This window comes from Flavobacterium panici (assembly GCF_024499525.1).
Classification (GTDB): Bacteria; Bacteroidota; Bacteroidia; order Flavobacteriales; family Flavobacteriaceae; genus Flavobacterium; species Flavobacterium panici.
The window spans coordinates 1,220,738-1,239,869 of record NZ_CP100437.1; the positions used below are offsets into that span (position 1 = coordinate 1,220,738).

Genomic DNA, 19,132 nt, shown 5'->3' on the forward strand with positions numbered 1-19,132 from the left:
AGAGATGGAGAAAATTAAAAAATGTCTTAAAATTAATTTATTAAAGTCACTTTTAATTTAAAATATTTATAAAAATTTTAATTCTAATAGAAAATATAAATAATAAAAAAAGCGCTTATAAAAAGCGCTTTTAATAGATTCTAATTATTTTTATTTTTTTACCATTTCAGATAAAATTTCAATTTCTCTCTCCGATGCATTTTTTGGAGGATTTGAATATAATTTTAAAATTTCATCATCAAATTGATTTTTTAAACTTTCACTTTCAATATCTCTTAAATTTAAAAGTGCTTTTGATCGAACATAAGTTGATTCACTTTTTAAAGACATTGAATATAATTTCTTAACATCTTCTTCTTCAAAATCTGAAGATTTCCAGCTTGAATATTTCAAAATAAATTGAGAAAACAACAATGAAGCTTTATTATTGTTGATATTCTTCTTTAATGAATTTTGTAAAAGTGAAAAACTAGAAACATTTTTGATGTTCTCCCCTATTGCACTTTCAATTGCAATACGTTCTGGTTTAGTTTCAACTTTAAAATATTTGTTGATTTCTTTTAAAGAATTATTAATACTGTTTTCTTCTTTTTTGCCTTTTTCTTCCCAGGCATCTTTTAGTCCAACAGTTTTGTTAAATACTAATTTTGAAGCAGTTGAGTCTTTATCAACAGTAAAATAACCTAAACGTTGAAATTGGAATTTATCTTCATTTTGAACTGTTGATAAACTTGGTTCAACAAATCCGGTTACAATTTCTAATGAATTTGGATTGACAAAATCTAAGAAATTTTTGTCTTTATAACTGTCCGGCGCTTCATCTGTAAACAAACGATCGTACAAACGAACTTCGGCTTCAAGAGCATGCTGGATTGAAACCCAATGCAATGTTCCAGATACTTTTCTTTGGCTTGCTTCTGTCCCGCTTCCACTTAAAGAATCGGTGTCATACGTTACATGAATTTCGGTAATATTACCTTCAGCATCTTTTATAACACTTTCACCTTTAATGATATAAGCATTTTTAAGACGTACTTCTTTTCCTAAAGTCAAGCGGAAAAATTTAGCTGGAGCTTCTTCTAAAAAGTCTTCTCTTTCTATGTATAATTCACGAGAAAAAGGTACTTTTCTGAATCCTGCATTTTCATCTTCCTGATTATTTTCGGCTTCTAACCATTCTTCTTTTCCTTCTGGATAATTTGTAATTACCAATTTTACCGGATCTAAAACAGCCATTACACGAGGTGCAATTTTGTTCAAATCTTCACGAATACAAAATTCTAAAACCGATACATTTATTAAATTATCACGTTTTGCAATACCAATTGTATTGGCAAAATTACGTAAAGATGCAGCTGTATATCCTCTTCTTCTTAACCCGGAAATTGTTGACATTCTAGGATCATCCCAACCGTTAACATGCTTTTCTTTAACTAGTTGCTGTAATTTTCTTTTACTAACAACGGTATGTGATAAGTTACGTCTTGCAAATTCTCTTTGCTTTGGACGTAGTTTATTTTCATCTAAAATTTGATCTAAAAACCAATCGTATAATTCACGGTGAGGCAAGAATTCAAGTGTACAAAATGAGTGTGAGATTTCTTCTAAATAATCACTTTGTCCATGTGCCCAATCGTACATTGGATATATTTTCCAGGCATCTCCAGTTCTATGATGATGCTTGTGTAAAATTCTGTACATGATAGGATCACGCATTAACATGTTTGTTGATTTCATGTCAATTTTTGCACGAAGAATATGTGTACCAGCCTCAAATTCACCGTTTTTCATTCTTTCGAATAAATCTAAGTTTTCTTCAACAGAACGATTTCTAAATGGAGAATCGGTTCCAGTTGTAGATGGAGTTCCTTTTTGAATAGCCATATCTTCAGAAGACTGGCTGTCAACATACGCTTTATCTTTTTTAATTAATAAAACTGCCCAATCATACAATTGTTGAAAATAATCTGATGCATAACGCTCTTCGGCCCAGGTATAACCCAGCCATTCTACATCTTTTTTAATGGCGTCAACAAATTCCTGCTCTTCTTTTTCTGGGTTTGTATCATCAAAACGTAAGTTTACAGGTGATTGATAATCAATACCTAAACCAAAATTTAATGCAATAGAACTTGCATGTCCAATGTGTAAATAACCATTTGGTTCTGGTGGAAAACGAAAATGAAGTTTAGTTTGTGAAAGACCTGATTTTAAATCTTCCTCTATGATTTGTTCAATAAAATTGAGTGATTTCTCTTCTGATGCCATTATTTTATAGTAATTTTAGCAAAGATAAAAAAGTTTACAGTTTTCGGTTTACAGTTTACAGTTTTCTTTAGAAACTTCTCAGTAAACCTGAAACTTAGAATATTGTATTTTCTATAAATACTAAAAGTTATGAGACAATTGACTATTACCGTTCAGGATGATTTTTATGATATTTTCATTAATTTTTTAAAATATATTCCAAATGTTTCTATAGATGAAAACATAGAAAATGAAATTCCATTATGGCAGCAAGAAATAATTTTAGACCGTATAAAAAATTCTAAACCTGAGGATATTAGTTGGGAAGATTTTAAAAATAAAATGGATTAAAAATGGCTAAAATAAAAACTACAATAGAAATCCAAATACTACAAGAATAAAATTATAAAAATGGGAGTTATTAAACTAAAAAACATTCGTACTTTTTCTTACCATGGATGTTTAATTGAAGAAGGAAAAATTGGATCTGATTATACAGTAGATCTAAAAGTGAAAACTAATCTTCAAAAATCTGCAGATACAGATCATCTTTTAGATACTGTTGACTATGTTCATTTGAACAAAATTGTTACCGAAGAAATGGCAATTCGTTCGCATTTATTAGAACATGTGGCTAAAAGAATCAATAATCGTGTACTTGCAGAGATAGAAACTGTAGAAAAAACAACAGTTTGGGTTTCTAAAATAAATCCTCCTATTGGCGGTGATGTTGAATCAGTTACCATAAAAATGACGGAAATTAGAGCGTAATTATTTAAATTAAAATCGTATTTTTTCAAAATAGTTCATATGAAACTTTTGAATTTTAAAGATTTTAGTTACTTTTGCCATCCGTTCAAGCAATGGCGTCGTGGCCGAGCGGCTAGGCTGGGCTCTGCAAAAGCTCCTACTCCGGTTCGAATCCGGACGATGCCTCTAAAAGAGATACAGAAATGTGTCTCTTTTTTTTTTGTGCCTAATTTTTCCACATTCTTGTCATTTCGACGAAGGAGAAATCTTCGCGAGAAGCTCGACAAAGATTGGATAATTGTTGCGGAGTTACTTGCGAAGATTTCTCCCTTCGGTCGAAATGACAAACTTTTCGTGAATAACTTCGTGAGATTGCTTCGTTCCTCGCAATGACTTATAAACATAAAAAAACCTCTGAAATTCAGAGGTTTAATTTTATATTTTTGAGTTATTAACAACTACTTATTTTCTATCTTTTCGAAAGCATTCTTAACCATTTCTTTTTCTTTTGGAAACCAGCCTTGAGTTATTAACACCACTCCAAAAACCATTAAAACAATACTAATTCCTTTTTTGATTTTTAAGATATTAGTTGGTGTCATTTTAGATTTTAATTGTTTGGCTAATAATATTTTAAGACAGTCAACTAACAAATATGTGATGATTACTGAAGTAAAAAAAGTAATCATTCTTGAGTTTTGCATTTCTAATTTTGGTCCAACTGAAATAATTACAGCTAACCAAAAACCTAAAACTCCAATGTTGATAACGTTGAGTAAAAAGCCTTTTATAAATAAACTACCGTAATTTCTTTTTATAATATCACGGTCAATTTCTTCATCATCAATTTTTTCTTCATTTCTTAATCTTACAAAGGAAATTATACCGTAAGCCAGCATAATTATTCCGCCAAAAATGAAAAGGGCAGGTTTATCTTTTAAACTCTGAATTAATCTATAACTTCCTAAATAGGCAATTGCTATAAAAAAAATATCACCTAGAACTACACCTAGATCAAATACCAATGCGGCTCTGAATCCTTTTGTAATACTGGTTTCTAATAGTATAAAAAATACCGGACCTACCATAAAGCTTAGAAAAAGTCCCCATGGCAGTCCAGCCAGAATATCATTTATCATCAAATTACTAGTTGTTATTTTACTTCTTCGATTTTACCTCCAAATACTGTTTTTTGATTTATTTGCTTTGGTTTACCATAAATGTAAATAGAGCCTCCTGCGCTTACTTTTGCGTCAACAAGGGTTGATGCATTAACATCAGCTTTTCCGCCCGCAGAAACGCTTACTTTAGTCTGAGATGTGGCTAATTTACTTCCTAAGAAATATCCGCCGGCTCCTAAACTTGCATCAAGGTTATCTGCTTTACCCGTTGCCGTGATTTCTCCGCCGGAAACTGAACTTACTTTTAGTTTATCAACATTCAAATCTACATTAATTTTTCCACCTTCCTGTGCACTTACTTTAAATGAAGTTGCTTTTATAGCATCTTTACTGATTACTTCTGCACCTTCATTAACATCAATCAGTTCAATGTGTTTATAATACAAAGTAACTTCAAGATCATTTCCTGACAGCAATTTAGGAAAAGGCATTCTTAATTTTAATACACCATTTTTGTTAACAGCTTCCAGCTCTGCTTCTCTTGCTCCTTTTATAACAACTTTATTTTCAGATGACGGAACTAATTTTACACTTAATTTATCGTAAACTTTTACGGTATCAAAATCACCTAACTCTTTAGTAACCTGACTAAAAGACATTTGTACAAATAAAATTGCTACTCCAATAATTAGCTTTTTCATACTTTTATTTTTAAAAAATTAATACTTATTCTGCTCTTCGTAAAAAATGAAAATCCAGTTGTTTCTTCACTAAATCGGCATTTTTTACTTTCACATAAATTTCGTCTCCTAATTGCAAAATGCTGTTTGAAGTAGCTCCAACCAATGCATATTGTTTTTCATCGAAAGTATAATAATCATCTTTTATTTCTCTGATTCTTACCATTCCTTCGCATTTATTAGAAACGATTTCAACATAAATTCCCCATTCTGTAACACCAGAAATAACACCAAGAAATTCTTCATCCTGATGATCCTGCATGTATTTAACCTGCATGTATTTAATACTATCTCGTTCAGCATTAGTCGCTAAACTTTCCATATTAGAACAATGTAAACTTTTTGTTTCATATGTTTCTTCATCTACAGAAGCTCCTCCATCCAGATAATACTGTAACAAACGATGTACCATAACATCTGGATAACGACGAATTGGCGATGTAAAATGGCTGTAATAATCAAAAGCTAAACCATAATGTCCAATATTATCTGTTGAATATTTGGCTTTACTCATACTTCTAATTGCAAGAGTATCAATTAAGTTTTGCTCTTTTTTACCATTTACTTCTTCCATCAAAGAGTTCAATGATTTTGCAATATCGCCTTTATTTCTAAAATCAATTTTATAACCAAATTTAGCAATTACAGTTTGCATCGCAATCAATTTATCTTCGTTTGGTTCGTCGTGAATCCTGTAAACAAAGGTTTTCTTTTGTTTACCAATGTATTCCGCCACTTTTCTGTTTGCCAAAAGCATGAATTCTTCAATTAGATGATTGGCATCTTTTGAGATTTTAAAGTAAACCCCTTCTGGTTCTCCTTCTTCATTCAAATTAAATTTTACTTCAACTTTATCAAAAGAAATAGCACCATTCTGCATTCTTTTCTTTCTTAAAATCTTAGCTAATTCATCTAGTTTTAAAGTTGCTTCTACAATTTCATCTGAAACCACATAAGATTCTCCAGTAATAGAAATATCAACCGGAATCGTATTGTCTTTTGTTTCAATGATATATTGTGCTTCTTCATAAGCAAAACGCTGATCTGAATAAATTACTGTTCTTCCAAACCATTGGTTGATAACTTGTGAAGCTGGAGAAACTTCAAATACTGCAGAGAATGTATATTTCTCTTCATTCGGACGAAGTGAACAGGCAAAATTAGACAATACTTCAGGAAGCATTGGCACTACTCTATCCACTAAATAAACCGAAGTTGCTCTTTGATAAGCTTCATCATCCAGAATTGTTCCTTCTTCTAAATAATAAGAAACATCGGCAATATGGATTCCGATTTCGAAATTTCCGTTCTCTAACTTTTTGAAAGATAATGCATCATCAAAATCTTTTGCATCTTTTGGATCTATCGTAAACGTAAGCGTATCACGCATATCACGACGTTTTGCAATTTCAGATTCCTGAATCGAAGTATCTAATTTTTGTGCAAAAACTTCTACTTCTACCGGGAAATCAGATGGCAATCCGTATTCAGCTAAAATAGCATGAATCTCAGTATTGTGTTCTCCGGGTTTTCCTAAAACTCTAATTACAGATCCAAACGGACTATCGGCTCTTTTTGGCCAGTCATCAATTTTTACAAGAACAACATCTCCATTTTCTGCTTCACCGATTTTATCCTTTGGAATAAAAATATCGGTATACATTTTAGGATTTGCAGTTGAAACAAAAGCAAAATTTGCCTGAATATCAATTACTCCAACAAATTCAGTTTTATCTCTTTCTATAACTTCAATTACTTCACCTTCTGGTCTTTTACCTTTTCTACGGTTATAAACGTAAACTTTTACTTTGTCTTTATCTAAAGCACGATTCAAATTATTAGTCGGAATAAAAACATCTTCTTCAAATTCGTCACAAATAAAATATGCCGTTTTTCTGCTCGTCATATCTATCGTTCCTTCGTAATAATCCTGACTAATTGCTTTAACTAAATATTTTCCAGGTTCTGTTTCTACAATTTTCTTTTGAGCAGCCAGAATTTTTAAATCTTTTATAATCTGGTTTCTGCTATTTGTATCGTCAAGTTCTAACTTCGCTCCTATCTGTTTATAATTAAATGGCTTATTGGCATTTTGCGATAAAATCTTAAGGATCTTCCCAGAGAAATCTTTCTCTTTTTTTATCGGCTTTCTAATTTTCTTACTCATATATCTTTTCTTATAAGGTTTAAAATTACAAATAAGAAATCAGATAATTCTTTTTAACAAATAGAATTATTAAAAATATAACTTTTCGTACATTTACAAAAAGACCTCATATGGAAAGCTTTAAGACGATCGCCGTATTCAATTATCTGCACGAAACAGTGGTTCTCAAACACTTACTTGAACAAGAAGAAATTCCATATTTTTTTGAAAACGAAGTGACGCTTTCTGTTATGCCGCTTTACTCAAATGCGCTCGGCGGAATCAAACTCAAAGTTCATCCAAACGATTTCGAAGAAGTGCAGCAAATTCTGGACAATCTAAACAATCCACTTAAAATCGTTTAAATTCCTTCTTTTTTCAAACTCAAAAAAATTTTTTTTCCTTTTCAACTTTTTTAGTTTTCAACATATATTAAATACAACAAAAAAGAAATTTTAAATTTAATTAATTTTTGATGGTTATTATAGCTTGTTAATATGTCGAATAAATTTATTTTTAAAAGTATTGAAATGAAGTTTCTCTTAGTTATTGGGAGTTATCAACATAGTTATATTGAGCTAAAAGATTAATTTATAAGACTTTTTGTATTTTAATTAACAACGGTTGACAACCAAAAATAGATTCATTTTGTAGATAAGTTCATATGTTGATATTTGTTGAAAATGGCATTTTTGATATTGATAACTTTTCCAAAAATTCCTGAAACTTTATTAGGATTTTTAATTCCAGTTTTGGATTAGGTTTTTTTTTGACACAACCAAAAAAAACTTCTAATTTTCTATCTCAACTTATTAACAAATAATGTTAACTTAAAGTTAATTGAATATCAACGAATTACGATTTGGTATTAACATTCTAAAATTTTAACAAATTTTTTGTTTATTCTTAATTGATTATGAGATACTTATGGAGTTATCAAAAATGTTGATAAGTGTTAAGGTTTTGATATGATGTGAGTTATAAATAATCCAGTATTTAGTGGATTTAACGTAAAGCACATAAAGTTTTTACTCAAAGTTGATAAATTGAAATTTGCATAATCTTTGACTAAATTGTTGCTGCAAAAGAACACAAAGTTTAGTTTTAAAGTATTAAATTTTTGTAAACAAATTCAATTTTGATTTTTTAAAACACAGTAAAATGTTAGTAAGCAAAAAATTAGTGAAAATTAGTGAAATTCGTGGCAAACATTTATTAATTGAGTAAATTTGTACTACACAACTTAATAGTATAGAAAAATGAAAATTTCGATAGGAAACGACCACGCAGGACCAGAATATAAAAAAGCAATTGTGGCAATGCTTGAAGCAAAAGGATATGAAGTAACGAATTATGGAACAGATACTGATGCCTCTGTCGATTACCCAGATTTTGGACATCCGGTTGCAAATGATGTATCTGAAGGAAAAGCTGATTTTGGAATCGTTATCTGCGGAAGCGGAAACGGAATTGCAATGACGGTTAATAAACACCCAAAAGTGAGAGCCGGATTATGCTGGACTAAAGAAATTGCTTATTTAACACGTTTACACAACGATGCTAATATCGTGAGTATTCCGGCGCGTTTTACTTCTATTCACCAAGCGGTTGAAATCGTTGAGACTTTTTTAACGACTGCATTTGAAGGCGGAAGACACCAAAATCGAGTTAATAAGATTGCTTGTTAATAAGAGTCTCAAAAAATCGGGTGCTTCGCACCAAATAAATAAAAACACACCGGGCGGATTTTTAAAATTCATCCGGTTTTTTGTTTAATATATTAAAATACAGTTAATTAAGTTGAATTAAATCAACTAATTTGAAGGTTATTAACATTGTTAATATCTATGTTTTGTTAGTTAAGTAGAAATAAACTAAACCAGCCTGAATCAAAAAAATTAGGGAGAATTTTATAATAAATGAGGTTTTAGTCGTTTTATGTCTGTAGAAAAACATTGCTGTTAATAAACCTGGTGTTCCTCCAATCGCTTCAAGAAAAAACAAAGTATTTTCGGGGATTCTTCGTTTATTATTTCGGGCCAGATATTTATCATAACCTGCAAAAATAAAAACGATGATATTTATAAATAAAAAATAGAGTAAAAAAATTTCCATTGGCATAATATTCAAAACAAAGATATTATTTTAGCCGAATCATTGATTAATTTCCGAATTAATTTTAACAAGTAAATTATATCAATTTATAATTAAGAATTTATTTCATTAAAGTATGACTAATATTCAATTCATTGCAAAGTCTGTTCAGGCACCTGCAGTTAGTATTCAAAACACTGTAAAATTACTAGAGGAGGATTGTACGATTCCTTTTATTTCGCGTTACCGAAAAGACGTTACCGGAAATCTTGATGAAGTTGTAATTGAGCAGATTGCAAAATTGCAAAAAGATTATGATACACTTGTAAAACGTAAAGAAGCAGTTCTGAAATCTATTGAAGAACAAAAAGCGCTTACGCCAGATTTGAAGAAAAAAATTGAAGAAAGTTTTGATTTACAGGAAATAGAAGATTTTTACCTTCCGTATAAAAAGAAGAAAAAAACAAAAGCCGATGTTGCCCGCGAATTTGGTTTGGAGCCTTTGGCAAAGTTGATTATATCTGAAAGTAATGTTGATATTGATTTCCTTTCTACACAATACATCAATGAAAATGTTATTAACGAAGAAGCAGCCATTCAAGGCGCAAGAGATATTGTGGCCGAATGGATTAACGAAAATATTTACGTTCGTAAACAGCTTCGTAGATTGTTCCAGAGAAAAGCAACTATTGGAACTAAAGTCGTAAAAAAGAAAGCCGAAGAAGAAGGTGCTCAAAAATTCAGTCAATATTTTGATTGGGAAGAATCTTTAACAAAAGCGCCCGCGCATCGTTTACTAGCAATGCTTCGTGCAGAAAATGAAGGTTTTATCAAAATGAAAATTGATGTTGATATCGATGATGCTTACGATGTTATTGACGAAATCATCATTAAAAAACAAAATAATACAACGGCTCATTTGCAATTAGCAATTGAGGACAGTTACAAACGTTTATTGAATCCGGCAATTGGAAATGAAACTTTGCAGGAAGCAAAAGCAAAAGCCGATGCTAATTCGATTCAGGTTTTTGCTAACAATTTAGGACAGTTATTATTGGCTCCGCCTTTAGGAGAAAAACGAATTTTGGCAATCGATCCAGGATTTAGAAGCGGATGTAAAGTAGTGTGTCTGGACGAAAAAGGCGATTTATTATACAACGAAACGATTTATCCGCACGCACCTCAAAACGAGGAATCGATGGCGATAAAAAAAATCCGTTCGATGGTCAATGCGTATCAAATTGACGCGATTTCTATCGGTAACGGAACTGCTTCAAGAGAAACGGAATTTTTCATCAAAAAAATCGCGTTTGACAAACCAGTGCAGGTTTTTATTGTTTCTGAAGCTGGAGCGTCGGTTTATTCAGCATCAAAAATTGCTAGAGAAGAATTCCCTAATTATGATGTAACGGTTCGTGGTTCGGTTTCTATTGGACGACGACTTTCAGATCCTTTGGCCGAATTGGTAAAAATTGACCCAAAAGCAATTGGAGTTGGACAATATCAACACGATGTTGACCAGACTAAATTAAAAGAAGAACTAGACAGTACGGTAATTCGCTGCGTAAACTCGGTTGGAATTAATATTAACACGGCAAGTAAACATTTACTAAGTTATGTGAGTGGAATAGGAGAGAAGCTTGCTGAAAATATTGTGCAATACCGTTCTGAAAACGGACCTTTTGAAGACAGAAAACAGTTGAAAAAAGTACCGCGTTTAGGCGATAAAGCTTATCAGCAGGGAGCTGCATTTATTAGAATTACAAATGCTAAAAATCCGCTTGATAATTCGGCGGTGCATCCGGAGGCTTATCCGGTTGTGGAAAAAATGGCAAAAGATTTGAATCTTTCGTTAAATGACTTAATTGCAAATAAAGATAAAACGGCGCTTATTAAGCCCGAAAAATATGTAACGCCTGAAATAGGTTTACTTACACTAAAAGATATCATAAAAGAGCTTGAAAAGCCTGGCTTAGACCCAAGAAAGTCGGCTAAGGTTTTTGAATTTGATGCAAATGTAAAATCGATCAAAGATTTGAGAACCGGAATGATTCTTCCGGGAATTGTTAATAACATCACCAACTTTGGTTGTTTTGTTGATATCGGAATCAAAGAAAGCGGATTGGTTCATATTTCGCAGTTGAAAGCTGGTTTTGTAAGCGATGTAAACGAAGTAGTAAAATTACATCAGCATGTTGATGTGAAGGTTACTGAGGTTGATGAGGATAGAAAGAGAATTCAGTTGACGATGGTGCTTTAAAATTTTCAAAAAAGAAATTCCTAATCCAAAAGGATATAAAACAAAAAATCCCAGACTACAATTTGTAATCTGGGATTTTTAATAAGTTGAAGGTTATTATTTTGTTTCTTCCTCTTGTTTTTTTGCAGGAGCTGGTTGATCGTCTTTAGCAGCGTTTTTAAATTCCTTAATTCCACTTCCTAAACCTTTCATTAATTCTGGAATTTTTTTACCTCCAAAAAGTAATATCACAATACCTACGATAACAAGGATTTCTGTAAGACCTAATCTTCCCATGACTATTATATTTAATGCCGAAGCAAATTGATTTTTTATTTTCACCGCAAAGGTATATAGAATATACGAACAAGAATGGTTTTTGGATTAAAAAATTTCTTTTTTAGTGCGTTAAATATTTTATAAAATCATTATATTACTGCAAATGCTCATTTTTTGCAAGCATTAACAATGCGATTAATTACTATATTTGCTCATATAAATAACCAAAATGGCTAAGAAAAAAAGGAACTTAAGGAAAAAATTATTCATCAAAAACCGATTGGTAATTTTGAATGAAGATACTTTTGAAGAAATTTTTTCTTTCAGACTTACACTAATGAATGTGTTTGTAATGTTTACTTTAGGCGGAATATTTCTTATTCTGGTTACTACTTTCATTATCGCATTTACTCCTTTACGAGAATTTATTCCGGGTTATTCTTCTTCTCAATTAAAAAGAAATGCCACGGAATTGGCCATAAAATCGGATTCATTAGAAACAGCGCTTAAAAAAAATGAAGCTTATATAAAAGGAGTTCAAAAAGTTTTGAGTGGTCAGCTTGAATACGCAAAATTTAATAAAGACTCTATTATAGGTGAAGCCGATGAACCTTCAGATTTAAATATGAAAGCTTCTGAAGAAGAAATTAAACTAAGGGAAGAAGTGGCAAAAATAGAGCAGGAGACAAGCCAGAAAAAGGGCAAGAAAAACAAAAGCGACAAAAAATAATACCACAAAAAATGTCAATTAAATCGATAGCAGCAAAAATATTTGCCCGCAAAATATACAACCAAACACTTTCTTGGGCCAATAAACCAATTGAAACTCAAATAGAAGTTTTTAAAAGCCTGATCGAAAATGCGAAAGAAACAGAATTTGGAAAAGATCATAATTTTGCCTCAATAAAAACATTTGAAGATTTTCAAAAAAACGTTCCTATTCGCGATTACGAAGATTTAAAAAATTATATCGAAAAGGTTAAGGCTGGAGAAGAAAACATTCTGTGGAAAGGAAAACCTCTTTATTTTGCCAAAACATCGGGAACAACTTCTGGCGCCAAATATATTCCGCTCACAAAAGAATCAATGCCTACGCATGTCAATGCGGCTCGTAATGCAATTCTACATTATATTAACGAAACCGGAAATGCTGATTTTGTTGATGGTAAAATGATTTTTTTACAAGGTAGCCCAATTTTGACTGAAAAGCACGGAATTAAATTTGGAAGACTTTCGGGAATTGTGGCACATTTTGTTCCGAAATATTTACAAAAAAACCGAATGCCATCTTGGGAAACCAATTGTATTGATGATTGGGAAACCAAAGTAAATACAATTGTAGGCGAGACGATTAATGAAAACATGTCTGTGATTTCCGGAATTCCGTCCTGGGTACAAATGTACTTTGAGCGTTTACAGGAAAAAAGCGGAGGAAAAAAGATAAGCGAAATCTTTAAGAATTTTAATTTGTTCATTTACGGAGGTGTTAATTACGAACCTTATCGTGCCAAGTTTGAGCAAATGATTGGTAAAAAAGTAGACAGCATTGAGCTGTTTCCTGCTTCTGAAGGATTTTTTGCGTATCAGGATTCTCAAGAAGCAAAAGGAATGCTTTTACTATTGAATTCCGGAATTTTCTACGAATTCATTAAAGCCGATGAATTCTTTACCGAAAACCCAAAACGTTATACAATTGGTGAAGTAGAAATGGGCGTAAATTATGCTCTAATAGTTTCTACGAATGCCGGACTTTGGGGTTATAATATTGGCGATACGATTCAGTTCACCTCTTTGGCTCCGTATCGTGTCATAGTTTCAGGACGTATCAAACATTACATTTCTGCTTTTGGAGAACATGTTATTGCAAATGAAGTCGAAAACGCCATGAAAGAAGCAACTGCAGGAACTAACATTGTCATAAACGAATTTACCGTTGCGCCGCAAATCACGCCGGCAAATGGATTGCCATATCATGAATGGTTAATAGAGTTTGAAAAAGAGCCAGAAAATATAGAAATTTTTGCGGAAGCAATTGATGATTCGATGCGAAAACAAAATATTTATTATGACGATTTAATTACCGGAAACGTTTTAAGAAAAGTCGTTATCAGTAAAGTTTCAAAAAACGGATTTCAGGAATACATGAAATCGCAAGGCAAACTTGGCGGACAAAATAAAATTCCGAGATTGTCAAATGACAGAAAGATTGCGGATAATTTGAAATAGAATCATCGATTTTATTAATCTCTTCTAACAATTTGTTAAATACCATTTTACTGAAATTACATATATAATTCCTACTTTCGCTTGTCAAAAGTTAGAATGATCTTCACTATTTCGAAGATTTTTAAAATAAAATAAAATGAAAGAAACCAAACATATATCAAGATCAAGAGCTCAGGAATCATCTGCAGCGATAGAAAAAATGTACATTACAATGCGCCATTTATTCAACCGTGGTTTTTACAAACCAATGGGAGTTTCTGGTGACAGCTTACGCGAATCATTATTAGCATTACGTCCGGAAATCTACGGAAATATTGCCGAAGAAAAAGTAGAATTAAACGGGCTTTTATACGTTATAGAGCGTCTTCCGATAGGAATTGAACAATGCCGATTCATTAACTTAACTTCAGACGAAGGATATTCTAAATCACATTTTCAGCCAATTGTTCCTCCAAAAAGAAGAAGAAATTGCTACAGAATTGACGAAGAACAAATGAATGTTGAAATCACGCGTGGACGTTCGGACATTTATGATATCCTGACACATTTGACTTTTATTTTCATCGAATCTCATAAAATTAAAAATAGAGTTTTAATTGACGATGGCGGAGAAGTTTCGCGTGATTGGCTAAAATTAGAACAAGCCGTTACGCAGACAAAAAAGCTTTCGCAGATTGAAAAAGAAAAAGCAATTTCGCATGTTGCGAATATTTTAGCCAGAACTTTTGAAGAAGTTTTAGATATTTACGATGCTTTTGGTTCCGAAAATGCGCCAGATCGTTTCCTGCATGTTATCTATTGGTTAGGGAAATTAGCAATTGAAGAAATTGTAGAAAACAATAAACGAACGATAACTTTTAGTCCGGTTTTACGTGAACGTCTTGGACATCATATTCACGGAGAAATCTGGGCAACAAACATCAAAGAAGTTCTAAAAGCAAACGATCTTTTAAAACGTCCAATTCACGTAATAAGTGCCAATATGCACAGCGTGATGAACTCGATTTTTGCAACACCTTTATTAACATCAAAATACAAAGGCAAAACAGATTTCTTTATTTATGAAGAATTAAGCAGCTCGGGTTCAAAAGAAATAAGAACTCAGGTTGAAGAATTGGCGTTAAAAAATGGAATGATTTCTTTACCAGATACTTCAGGAACAAATATCGACGTTCAAATTTTTGATACCGCCAAAATTGACTGGTCAAAAACGGCATTTTCATACGCTAATATCGACGAAGAGAAACCGGTAATTATCGTAATGGATTATGCTTTTGGAGAACAGGCCTATGAAACAATCGATGAGCTTTTAAAACCATTTAAAAAAGAAACATTACTAAATGTAAGATCAGTTTCTATTATGGGTAAAGCCGGAATTCTGGAAGGAGGAAAAGGTGATATCATGATTCCTTCGGCACATATAAATGAAGGAACGGCGGATAACTATTTCTTCGAAAATGAATTAACAGGCGCAATGTTCGAAGGAAACGACATCGACGTTTATGAAGGTGCAATGGTTACCGTTTTGGGAACTTCATTACAAAACAGAGATTTATTGAAATTTTTCCACGAATCAACTTGGGGTGTAATTGGTCTTGAAATGGAAGGTTCTTATTATCAAAAAGCAATTCAGTCGGCATCAAAAATTAGAAAAAGCGTGCCGCACGATATAAAAGTTCGTTACGCATATTATGCTTCAGATAATCCATTAGAAACAGGAAGTACATTAGCTTCGGGCGGATTGGGAACAACGGGTGTAAAACCAACTTATCTGATCACAATTAAAATTTTAGAGCAGATTTTCAACATCAAATAAAAACCAAAAATGAGTACAAAAGTACCACAAAATAATACTGATCAAGAGATTGATATTTTTCAGCTTTCTAAAAGTATCGGCAGCTTTTTTGATCGAATAAATGTCTTAATTTTTCGATCGATTCAGTTTTTTATTAGAAACTGGATTATCGTTGCCATTTTAGTAATTCTCGGATTTGGATTGGGCTGGTATTTAGATGCAAGTAAAAAATCGTTTCAAAATCAGATTATTGTAACACCAAATTTTGGCAGCGTTGATTATCTGTATACTAAAATAGATTTAATAGAATCGAAAATTATTTCGGGCGATACAGTTTTCTTAAAAAATGTTGTTGGAATTCAGCATCCAAAAACAATCAAAAAAATTGAAATAAAACCAATCGCCGATGTCTATAAATTTATCGAAGACAAAGAACAGAATTTTGAACTTATAAAATTAATGGCTGAGGTTGGCGAAGTCAGTAAAGTTTTAGAAGATAATGTAACGAGCAAAAACTATACTTTTCATACTATTTCGTTTGTATCAAACGCAGTAACAAACGAAAAAGATATTGTTGAGCCATTGTTGAAATATTTAAACAATTCAAAATATTTTGATGCGCTTCAAAAAATAGGATATAAAAACCTTGAACAGCAAATAGTTCAAAATGATACTATTATATCGCAAATTGACCAAGTTTTAAATGGTTTTTCAAATACTGTAAAAAACGGACCTAAAAATGACAAACTGGTTTATTACAATGAAAACACCCAGTTAAATGACATGATTAAAACAAAACAGTATTTAATTACAGATCAGGGAAAAAACAGATTAAGGCTGGTGAATTATGACAAGACGATTAAAGAAATTAATGCGACTTTAAACATCAATAATACTAAAATTACAAATGGAAATTTCAAAATAATGTTTCCTCTTTTCTTGATCTTAGCTTTTGTTTTAATTCATTTGTTTAAAAAGTTTTATCGTAAACAACTTTTGAAATCGCAGGTTAAATAACATTCATTTGAAAACGAATAAAATCTTTGAAAGAATTTCAAAAAATCCATTTCTAAAGCAAAGTTTAAGTACTTTGTTTTTGCGGATATCTGGAGTTTTTTTATTGTTTGTTTTCACCGTTTTTTTAACCAAAAACTATACCCCAAAACTAGTTGGTCAATACGATTTTGTAAGATCCTTTTTATTAGCTGCCGGATGTATATGTATGCTTGGTTTTGACCAGTCAATTTTATATTTCAAAGGCTTTTTGGTAAGTAAAAATGAAGTTGAACAGCTCAAAAAAGTATATATAAAAATGATAATGATGCTTTTTACGGCTTCGGTATTGGCTTTAATTATCATTTTATGTATTGATGAAAAAAGAATAAATAATTATTTTTCAGATGATGAGGTTTATACGATACTTTTAAAAGGGGCGTCAATATTATTTTTCTATGGATTATCGCTTTTTAACACCGAGGTTTTTAGAGCCTTAGATAAATTATATATTGCGGAGTTATTTAGAAATATCTTAAAATATATTCCATTGATAATTGGTTCAATAGTCTTATTTTATTACCATAAAGAAACTTATTTAGTAGATGTTTTTTTATTAGGATTTGTTGTTTTAGCGATTTTAAGCTCAATTTTTGTTTTCATTTATTTTAATAACACAGTAGAAAAAAGCACACCTGAAATTTTTTCTAAAAAAGAAATTTTTAAAAAATCATACCCAATTGCAATTAGCGGAATGGCTATGTTTTTATTAATGTGTTTTGATATTATGTTTTTAAAAAAATATCGAAACGACGAAGCAGTTGCATTTTATTCTGTTGGAGTAAAAGTTATGACTATTGTTTCAGTAATTATATTAACAGTAAACATTACCGTTTCAGCCAAAATTGCAGAGCTGTTTTCAAGTCATAACATCACAGAATTAAGAAAGATTCTTAGGAACAGTTCTCGTTTAATATTTGGGATTACCTTTCCTGTAATTTTATTAATAAGTGTTTTTTCAGAGTATGTTTTGTCCTTTTTCGGGCATCAATATATTGCCGCACAGCAAGCTTTTTTAATTTTAATAATCGGTCAGGGAATTTGTTCAGCATTTGGTTCGGCTCCTGTTTATTTAAATATGACCGGAAGACAGCATATTTTTCAGATTATTCTAATTGTGGCTGTCGTAATTAATTTTATTTTAAACCGATTTTTGATTCCGGAATATGGCATGATTGGAGCAGCAATTGCATTCGTTTCAAGTATGCTTTTTTGGAATGGTATTGCGGCTATAATTATCTATCGAAAAGATAAAATATTGATTTTTTTGCATTAAAAAAATGAGTTTAACATGAAAACTAAAATTGAAAAAAGTAAGGCAGCATTTTTGCTGATTGCGGCGGCAAATTTGTTTGTTGCAGTAATAGCTTTTTTTATTTTACCACCCAAGTTTTTTTATGATGCAGCCATTATTGCTTATGATAAAAGTAATGAAATAGGTTACATAGGAAGTTATCCGGTTTCCATTTTATTATATAAAATTTCCGGACTTCGTTATTTGCCATTTCCTGTTATTGCCTTAATTCAGTTTCCGCTTTTAATGTATATTCTCTATAAAATTGGGATCCCGGATCAATTTGAAAAGCTAACAGTTAAGAACATACTGGTATATATGGGAATTTTAATGATTGCCATTTTTATGTCAATGCCATCAAAAGAGTTTATAACCTTTTTATATATCTCACCAATTGTTTTTATGTGTCTGAATCAACAGATTTCTCTAAAAAAAACAATTATATATTCCACACTTTTATTATTAATTTTTGGAGTATTTTTTCGTCCCTATTATCTTTTGATTCCCGTTATTGGAGCCGGAATGTATTTCGTAAGTTTGATAAGTTTCAAAAGTAAAACCATAACCACTATATTTTATGGTTTATTGATTGCAGTTTTTCTATCTTTTAGTCATGGTATTATAAAAGGAAAATACCTTTCTGAAATTAGCCGTGAACTGGTAAACAGCGATAGGGTTGGTTCTTCAGATGCGAATTCTATAATTATTTCTCCCGTGAAGACAGATACATGGTACGGAGAAACAATTGGTATCTTTTATGGATTTTTCACAGTCAATGTTCCTTTAAACGGCTTAAAACATATACTGTCTCCGCAAATTGTTGTTTTTATAATTTGGCAGCTGCTTTTATTTTACATTTTATTAGTCCGTTTTGCCAAATGTCTGGCAGATAGAAAACGATATTCTAAAGAACTTTTAGTACTGCTTATCATTTTTGCTTTTTTTATTGTACAAGGGGTTTTCGAACCCGATTTGGGTACCGCAGTTCGCCATAAAATGGGTGTTTTTCCATTAATTTATTTTGCATTATACTATGAATCTTTCAGAAAAGAACTTCAATAAATTATTCCATGTTTTTTTGTGTCTGATTGCTATTGCAATGATTTTCAGAAAACCATGCTCATTACTTATTATTTTGTTTGGTGTTT

17 protein-coding genes and 1 tRNA gene are annotated in these 19,132 nt (G+C 31.5%); 12 read left to right on the plus strand and 6 right to left on the minus strand.

Going from position 1 to position 19,132, the window contains the following annotated elements; translation table 11 throughout:
- Nucleotides 1–150 precede the first annotated feature (150 nt).
- Nucleotides 151–2,268: a glutamine--tRNA ligase/YqeY domain fusion protein gene (locus NLJ00_RS05450; protein WP_256636501.1), complete on the minus strand. Its 2,118-nt coding sequence runs from the start codon at nucleotides 2,266–2,268 to the stop codon at nucleotides 151–153.
- A gap of 129 nt (nucleotides 2,269–2,397) precedes the next feature.
- On the opposite strand from NLJ00_RS05450, the gene NLJ00_RS05455 reads away from it, so the two are divergent.
- The 3 genes from NLJ00_RS05455 (at nucleotide 2,398) to NLJ00_RS05465 (ending at nucleotide 3,183) form a co-directional block, all read left to right on the plus strand.
- Nucleotides 2,398–2,598, plus strand: coding sequence for a hypothetical protein (locus NLJ00_RS05455; protein WP_256636502.1), 201 nt, complete (start codon nucleotides 2,398–2,400; stop codon nucleotides 2,596–2,598).
- Between the two features lie 60 nt (nucleotides 2,599–2,658).
- Nucleotides 2,659–3,018 (plus strand): dihydroneopterin aldolase, encoded by a 360-nt coding sequence (folB, locus tag NLJ00_RS05460; protein WP_256636503.1) that lies wholly within the window; start codon nucleotides 2,659–2,661, stop codon nucleotides 3,016–3,018.
- Between the two features lie 94 nt (nucleotides 3,019–3,112).
- Nucleotides 3,113–3,183 (plus strand) — tRNA-Cys (locus NLJ00_RS05465).
- Nucleotides 3,184–3,455: 272 nt separating this feature from the next.
- On the opposite strand, the gene NLJ00_RS05470 is transcribed toward NLJ00_RS05465, so the two are convergent.
- The 3 genes from NLJ00_RS05470 to rnr are packed head-to-tail and all read right to left on the minus strand — an operon-like array spanning nucleotide 3,456 to nucleotide 7,025.
- Nucleotides 3,456–4,136 (minus strand): LysE family translocator, encoded by a 681-nt coding sequence (locus NLJ00_RS05470; protein ID WP_053473025.1) that lies wholly within the window; start codon nucleotides 4,134–4,136, stop codon nucleotides 3,456–3,458.
- Nucleotides 4,137–4,150: 14 nt separating this feature from the next.
- Nucleotides 4,151–4,819: a head GIN domain-containing protein gene (locus NLJ00_RS05475; RefSeq protein WP_256636504.1), complete on the minus strand. Its 669-nt coding sequence runs from the start codon at nucleotides 4,817–4,819 to the stop codon at nucleotides 4,151–4,153.
- Nucleotides 4,820–4,844: 25 nt separating this feature from the next.
- The gene (gene rnr / locus NLJ00_RS05480; RefSeq protein ID WP_256636505.1) at nucleotides 4,845–7,025 is read right to left on the minus strand and encodes a ribonuclease R; all 2,181 of its coding nucleotides are present in this window, start codon (nucleotides 7,023–7,025) and stop codon (nucleotides 4,845–4,847) included.
- 110 nt (nucleotides 7,026–7,135) lie between these two features.
- On the opposite strand from rnr, the gene NLJ00_RS05485 reads away from it, so the two are divergent.
- Together NLJ00_RS05485 and rpiB are read left to right on the plus strand one after the other, a co-directional pair.
- On the plus strand, nucleotides 7,136–7,369 hold the full coding sequence (locus tag NLJ00_RS05485) for a putative signal transducing protein (RefSeq protein ID WP_053473022.1): 234 nt from the start codon (nucleotides 7,136–7,138) through the stop codon (nucleotides 7,367–7,369).
- A gap of 894 nt (nucleotides 7,370–8,263) precedes the next feature.
- Nucleotides 8,264–8,692: a ribose 5-phosphate isomerase B gene (gene rpiB, locus NLJ00_RS05490; RefSeq protein ID WP_256636506.1), complete on the plus strand. Its 429-nt coding sequence runs from the start codon at nucleotides 8,264–8,266 to the stop codon at nucleotides 8,690–8,692.
- A gap of 157 nt (nucleotides 8,693–8,849) precedes the next feature.
- On the opposite strand, the gene NLJ00_RS05495 is transcribed toward rpiB, so the two are convergent.
- On the minus strand, nucleotides 8,850–9,119 hold the full coding sequence (locus NLJ00_RS05495) for a DUF1294 domain-containing protein (RefSeq protein ID WP_256636507.1): 270 nt from the start codon (nucleotides 9,117–9,119) through the stop codon (nucleotides 8,850–8,852).
- A 115-nt stretch (nucleotides 9,120–9,234) separates the two neighbouring features.
- Between NLJ00_RS05495 and NLJ00_RS05500 the strand changes: the two genes are divergently transcribed.
- Entirely contained in the window at nucleotides 9,235–11,358 is a 2,124-nt protein-coding gene (locus tag NLJ00_RS05500) for a Tex family protein (protein WP_256636508.1), read from the plus strand.
- A 96-nt stretch (nucleotides 11,359–11,454) separates the two neighbouring features.
- Here the strand turns inward: NLJ00_RS05500 and NLJ00_RS05505 are convergent, their stop codons facing one another.
- Complete coding sequence (locus NLJ00_RS05505; RefSeq protein ID WP_042564899.1) at nucleotides 11,455–11,634, minus strand: Sec-independent protein translocase subunit TatA/TatB; 180 nt, start codon at nucleotides 11,632–11,634, stop codon at nucleotides 11,455–11,457.
- Between the two features lie 211 nt (nucleotides 11,635–11,845).
- Here NLJ00_RS05505 and NLJ00_RS05510 point away from each other — a divergent pair, with 211 nt between their 5' ends.
- The 6 genes from NLJ00_RS05510 (at nucleotide 11,846) to NLJ00_RS05535 (ending at nucleotide 19,046) form a co-directional block, all read left to right on the plus strand.
- A complete protein-coding gene (locus NLJ00_RS05510) occupies nucleotides 11,846–12,346 on the plus strand; it encodes a hypothetical protein (protein ID WP_053473019.1) in 501 nt (166 codons plus the stop codon).
- A gap of 11 nt (nucleotides 12,347–12,357) precedes the next feature.
- Entirely contained in the window at nucleotides 12,358–13,842 is a 1,485-nt protein-coding gene (locus tag NLJ00_RS05515; RefSeq protein ID WP_256636509.1) for a GH3 auxin-responsive promoter family protein, read from the plus strand.
- Between the two features lie 136 nt (nucleotides 13,843–13,978).
- Nucleotides 13,979–15,658 (plus strand): DUF6909 family protein, encoded by a 1,680-nt coding sequence (locus tag NLJ00_RS05520; RefSeq protein ID WP_256636510.1) that lies wholly within the window; start codon nucleotides 13,979–13,981, stop codon nucleotides 15,656–15,658.
- A 9-nt stretch (nucleotides 15,659–15,667) separates the two neighbouring features.
- Nucleotides 15,668–16,654, plus strand: a complete 987-nt coding sequence (locus tag NLJ00_RS05525) for a hypothetical protein (protein WP_256636511.1) — start codon at nucleotides 15,668–15,670, stop codon at nucleotides 16,652–16,654.
- A gap of 7 nt (nucleotides 16,655–16,661) precedes the next feature.
- Complete coding sequence (locus NLJ00_RS05530) at nucleotides 16,662–17,966, plus strand: oligosaccharide flippase family protein (RefSeq protein ID WP_256636512.1); 1,305 nt, start codon at nucleotides 16,662–16,664, stop codon at nucleotides 17,964–17,966.
- Between the two features lie 15 nt (nucleotides 17,967–17,981).
- Nucleotides 17,982–19,046: a hypothetical protein gene (locus NLJ00_RS05535; RefSeq protein WP_256636513.1), complete on the plus strand. Its 1,065-nt coding sequence runs from the start codon at nucleotides 17,982–17,984 to the stop codon at nucleotides 19,044–19,046.
- Nucleotides 19,047–19,132: the final 86 nt, after the last annotated feature.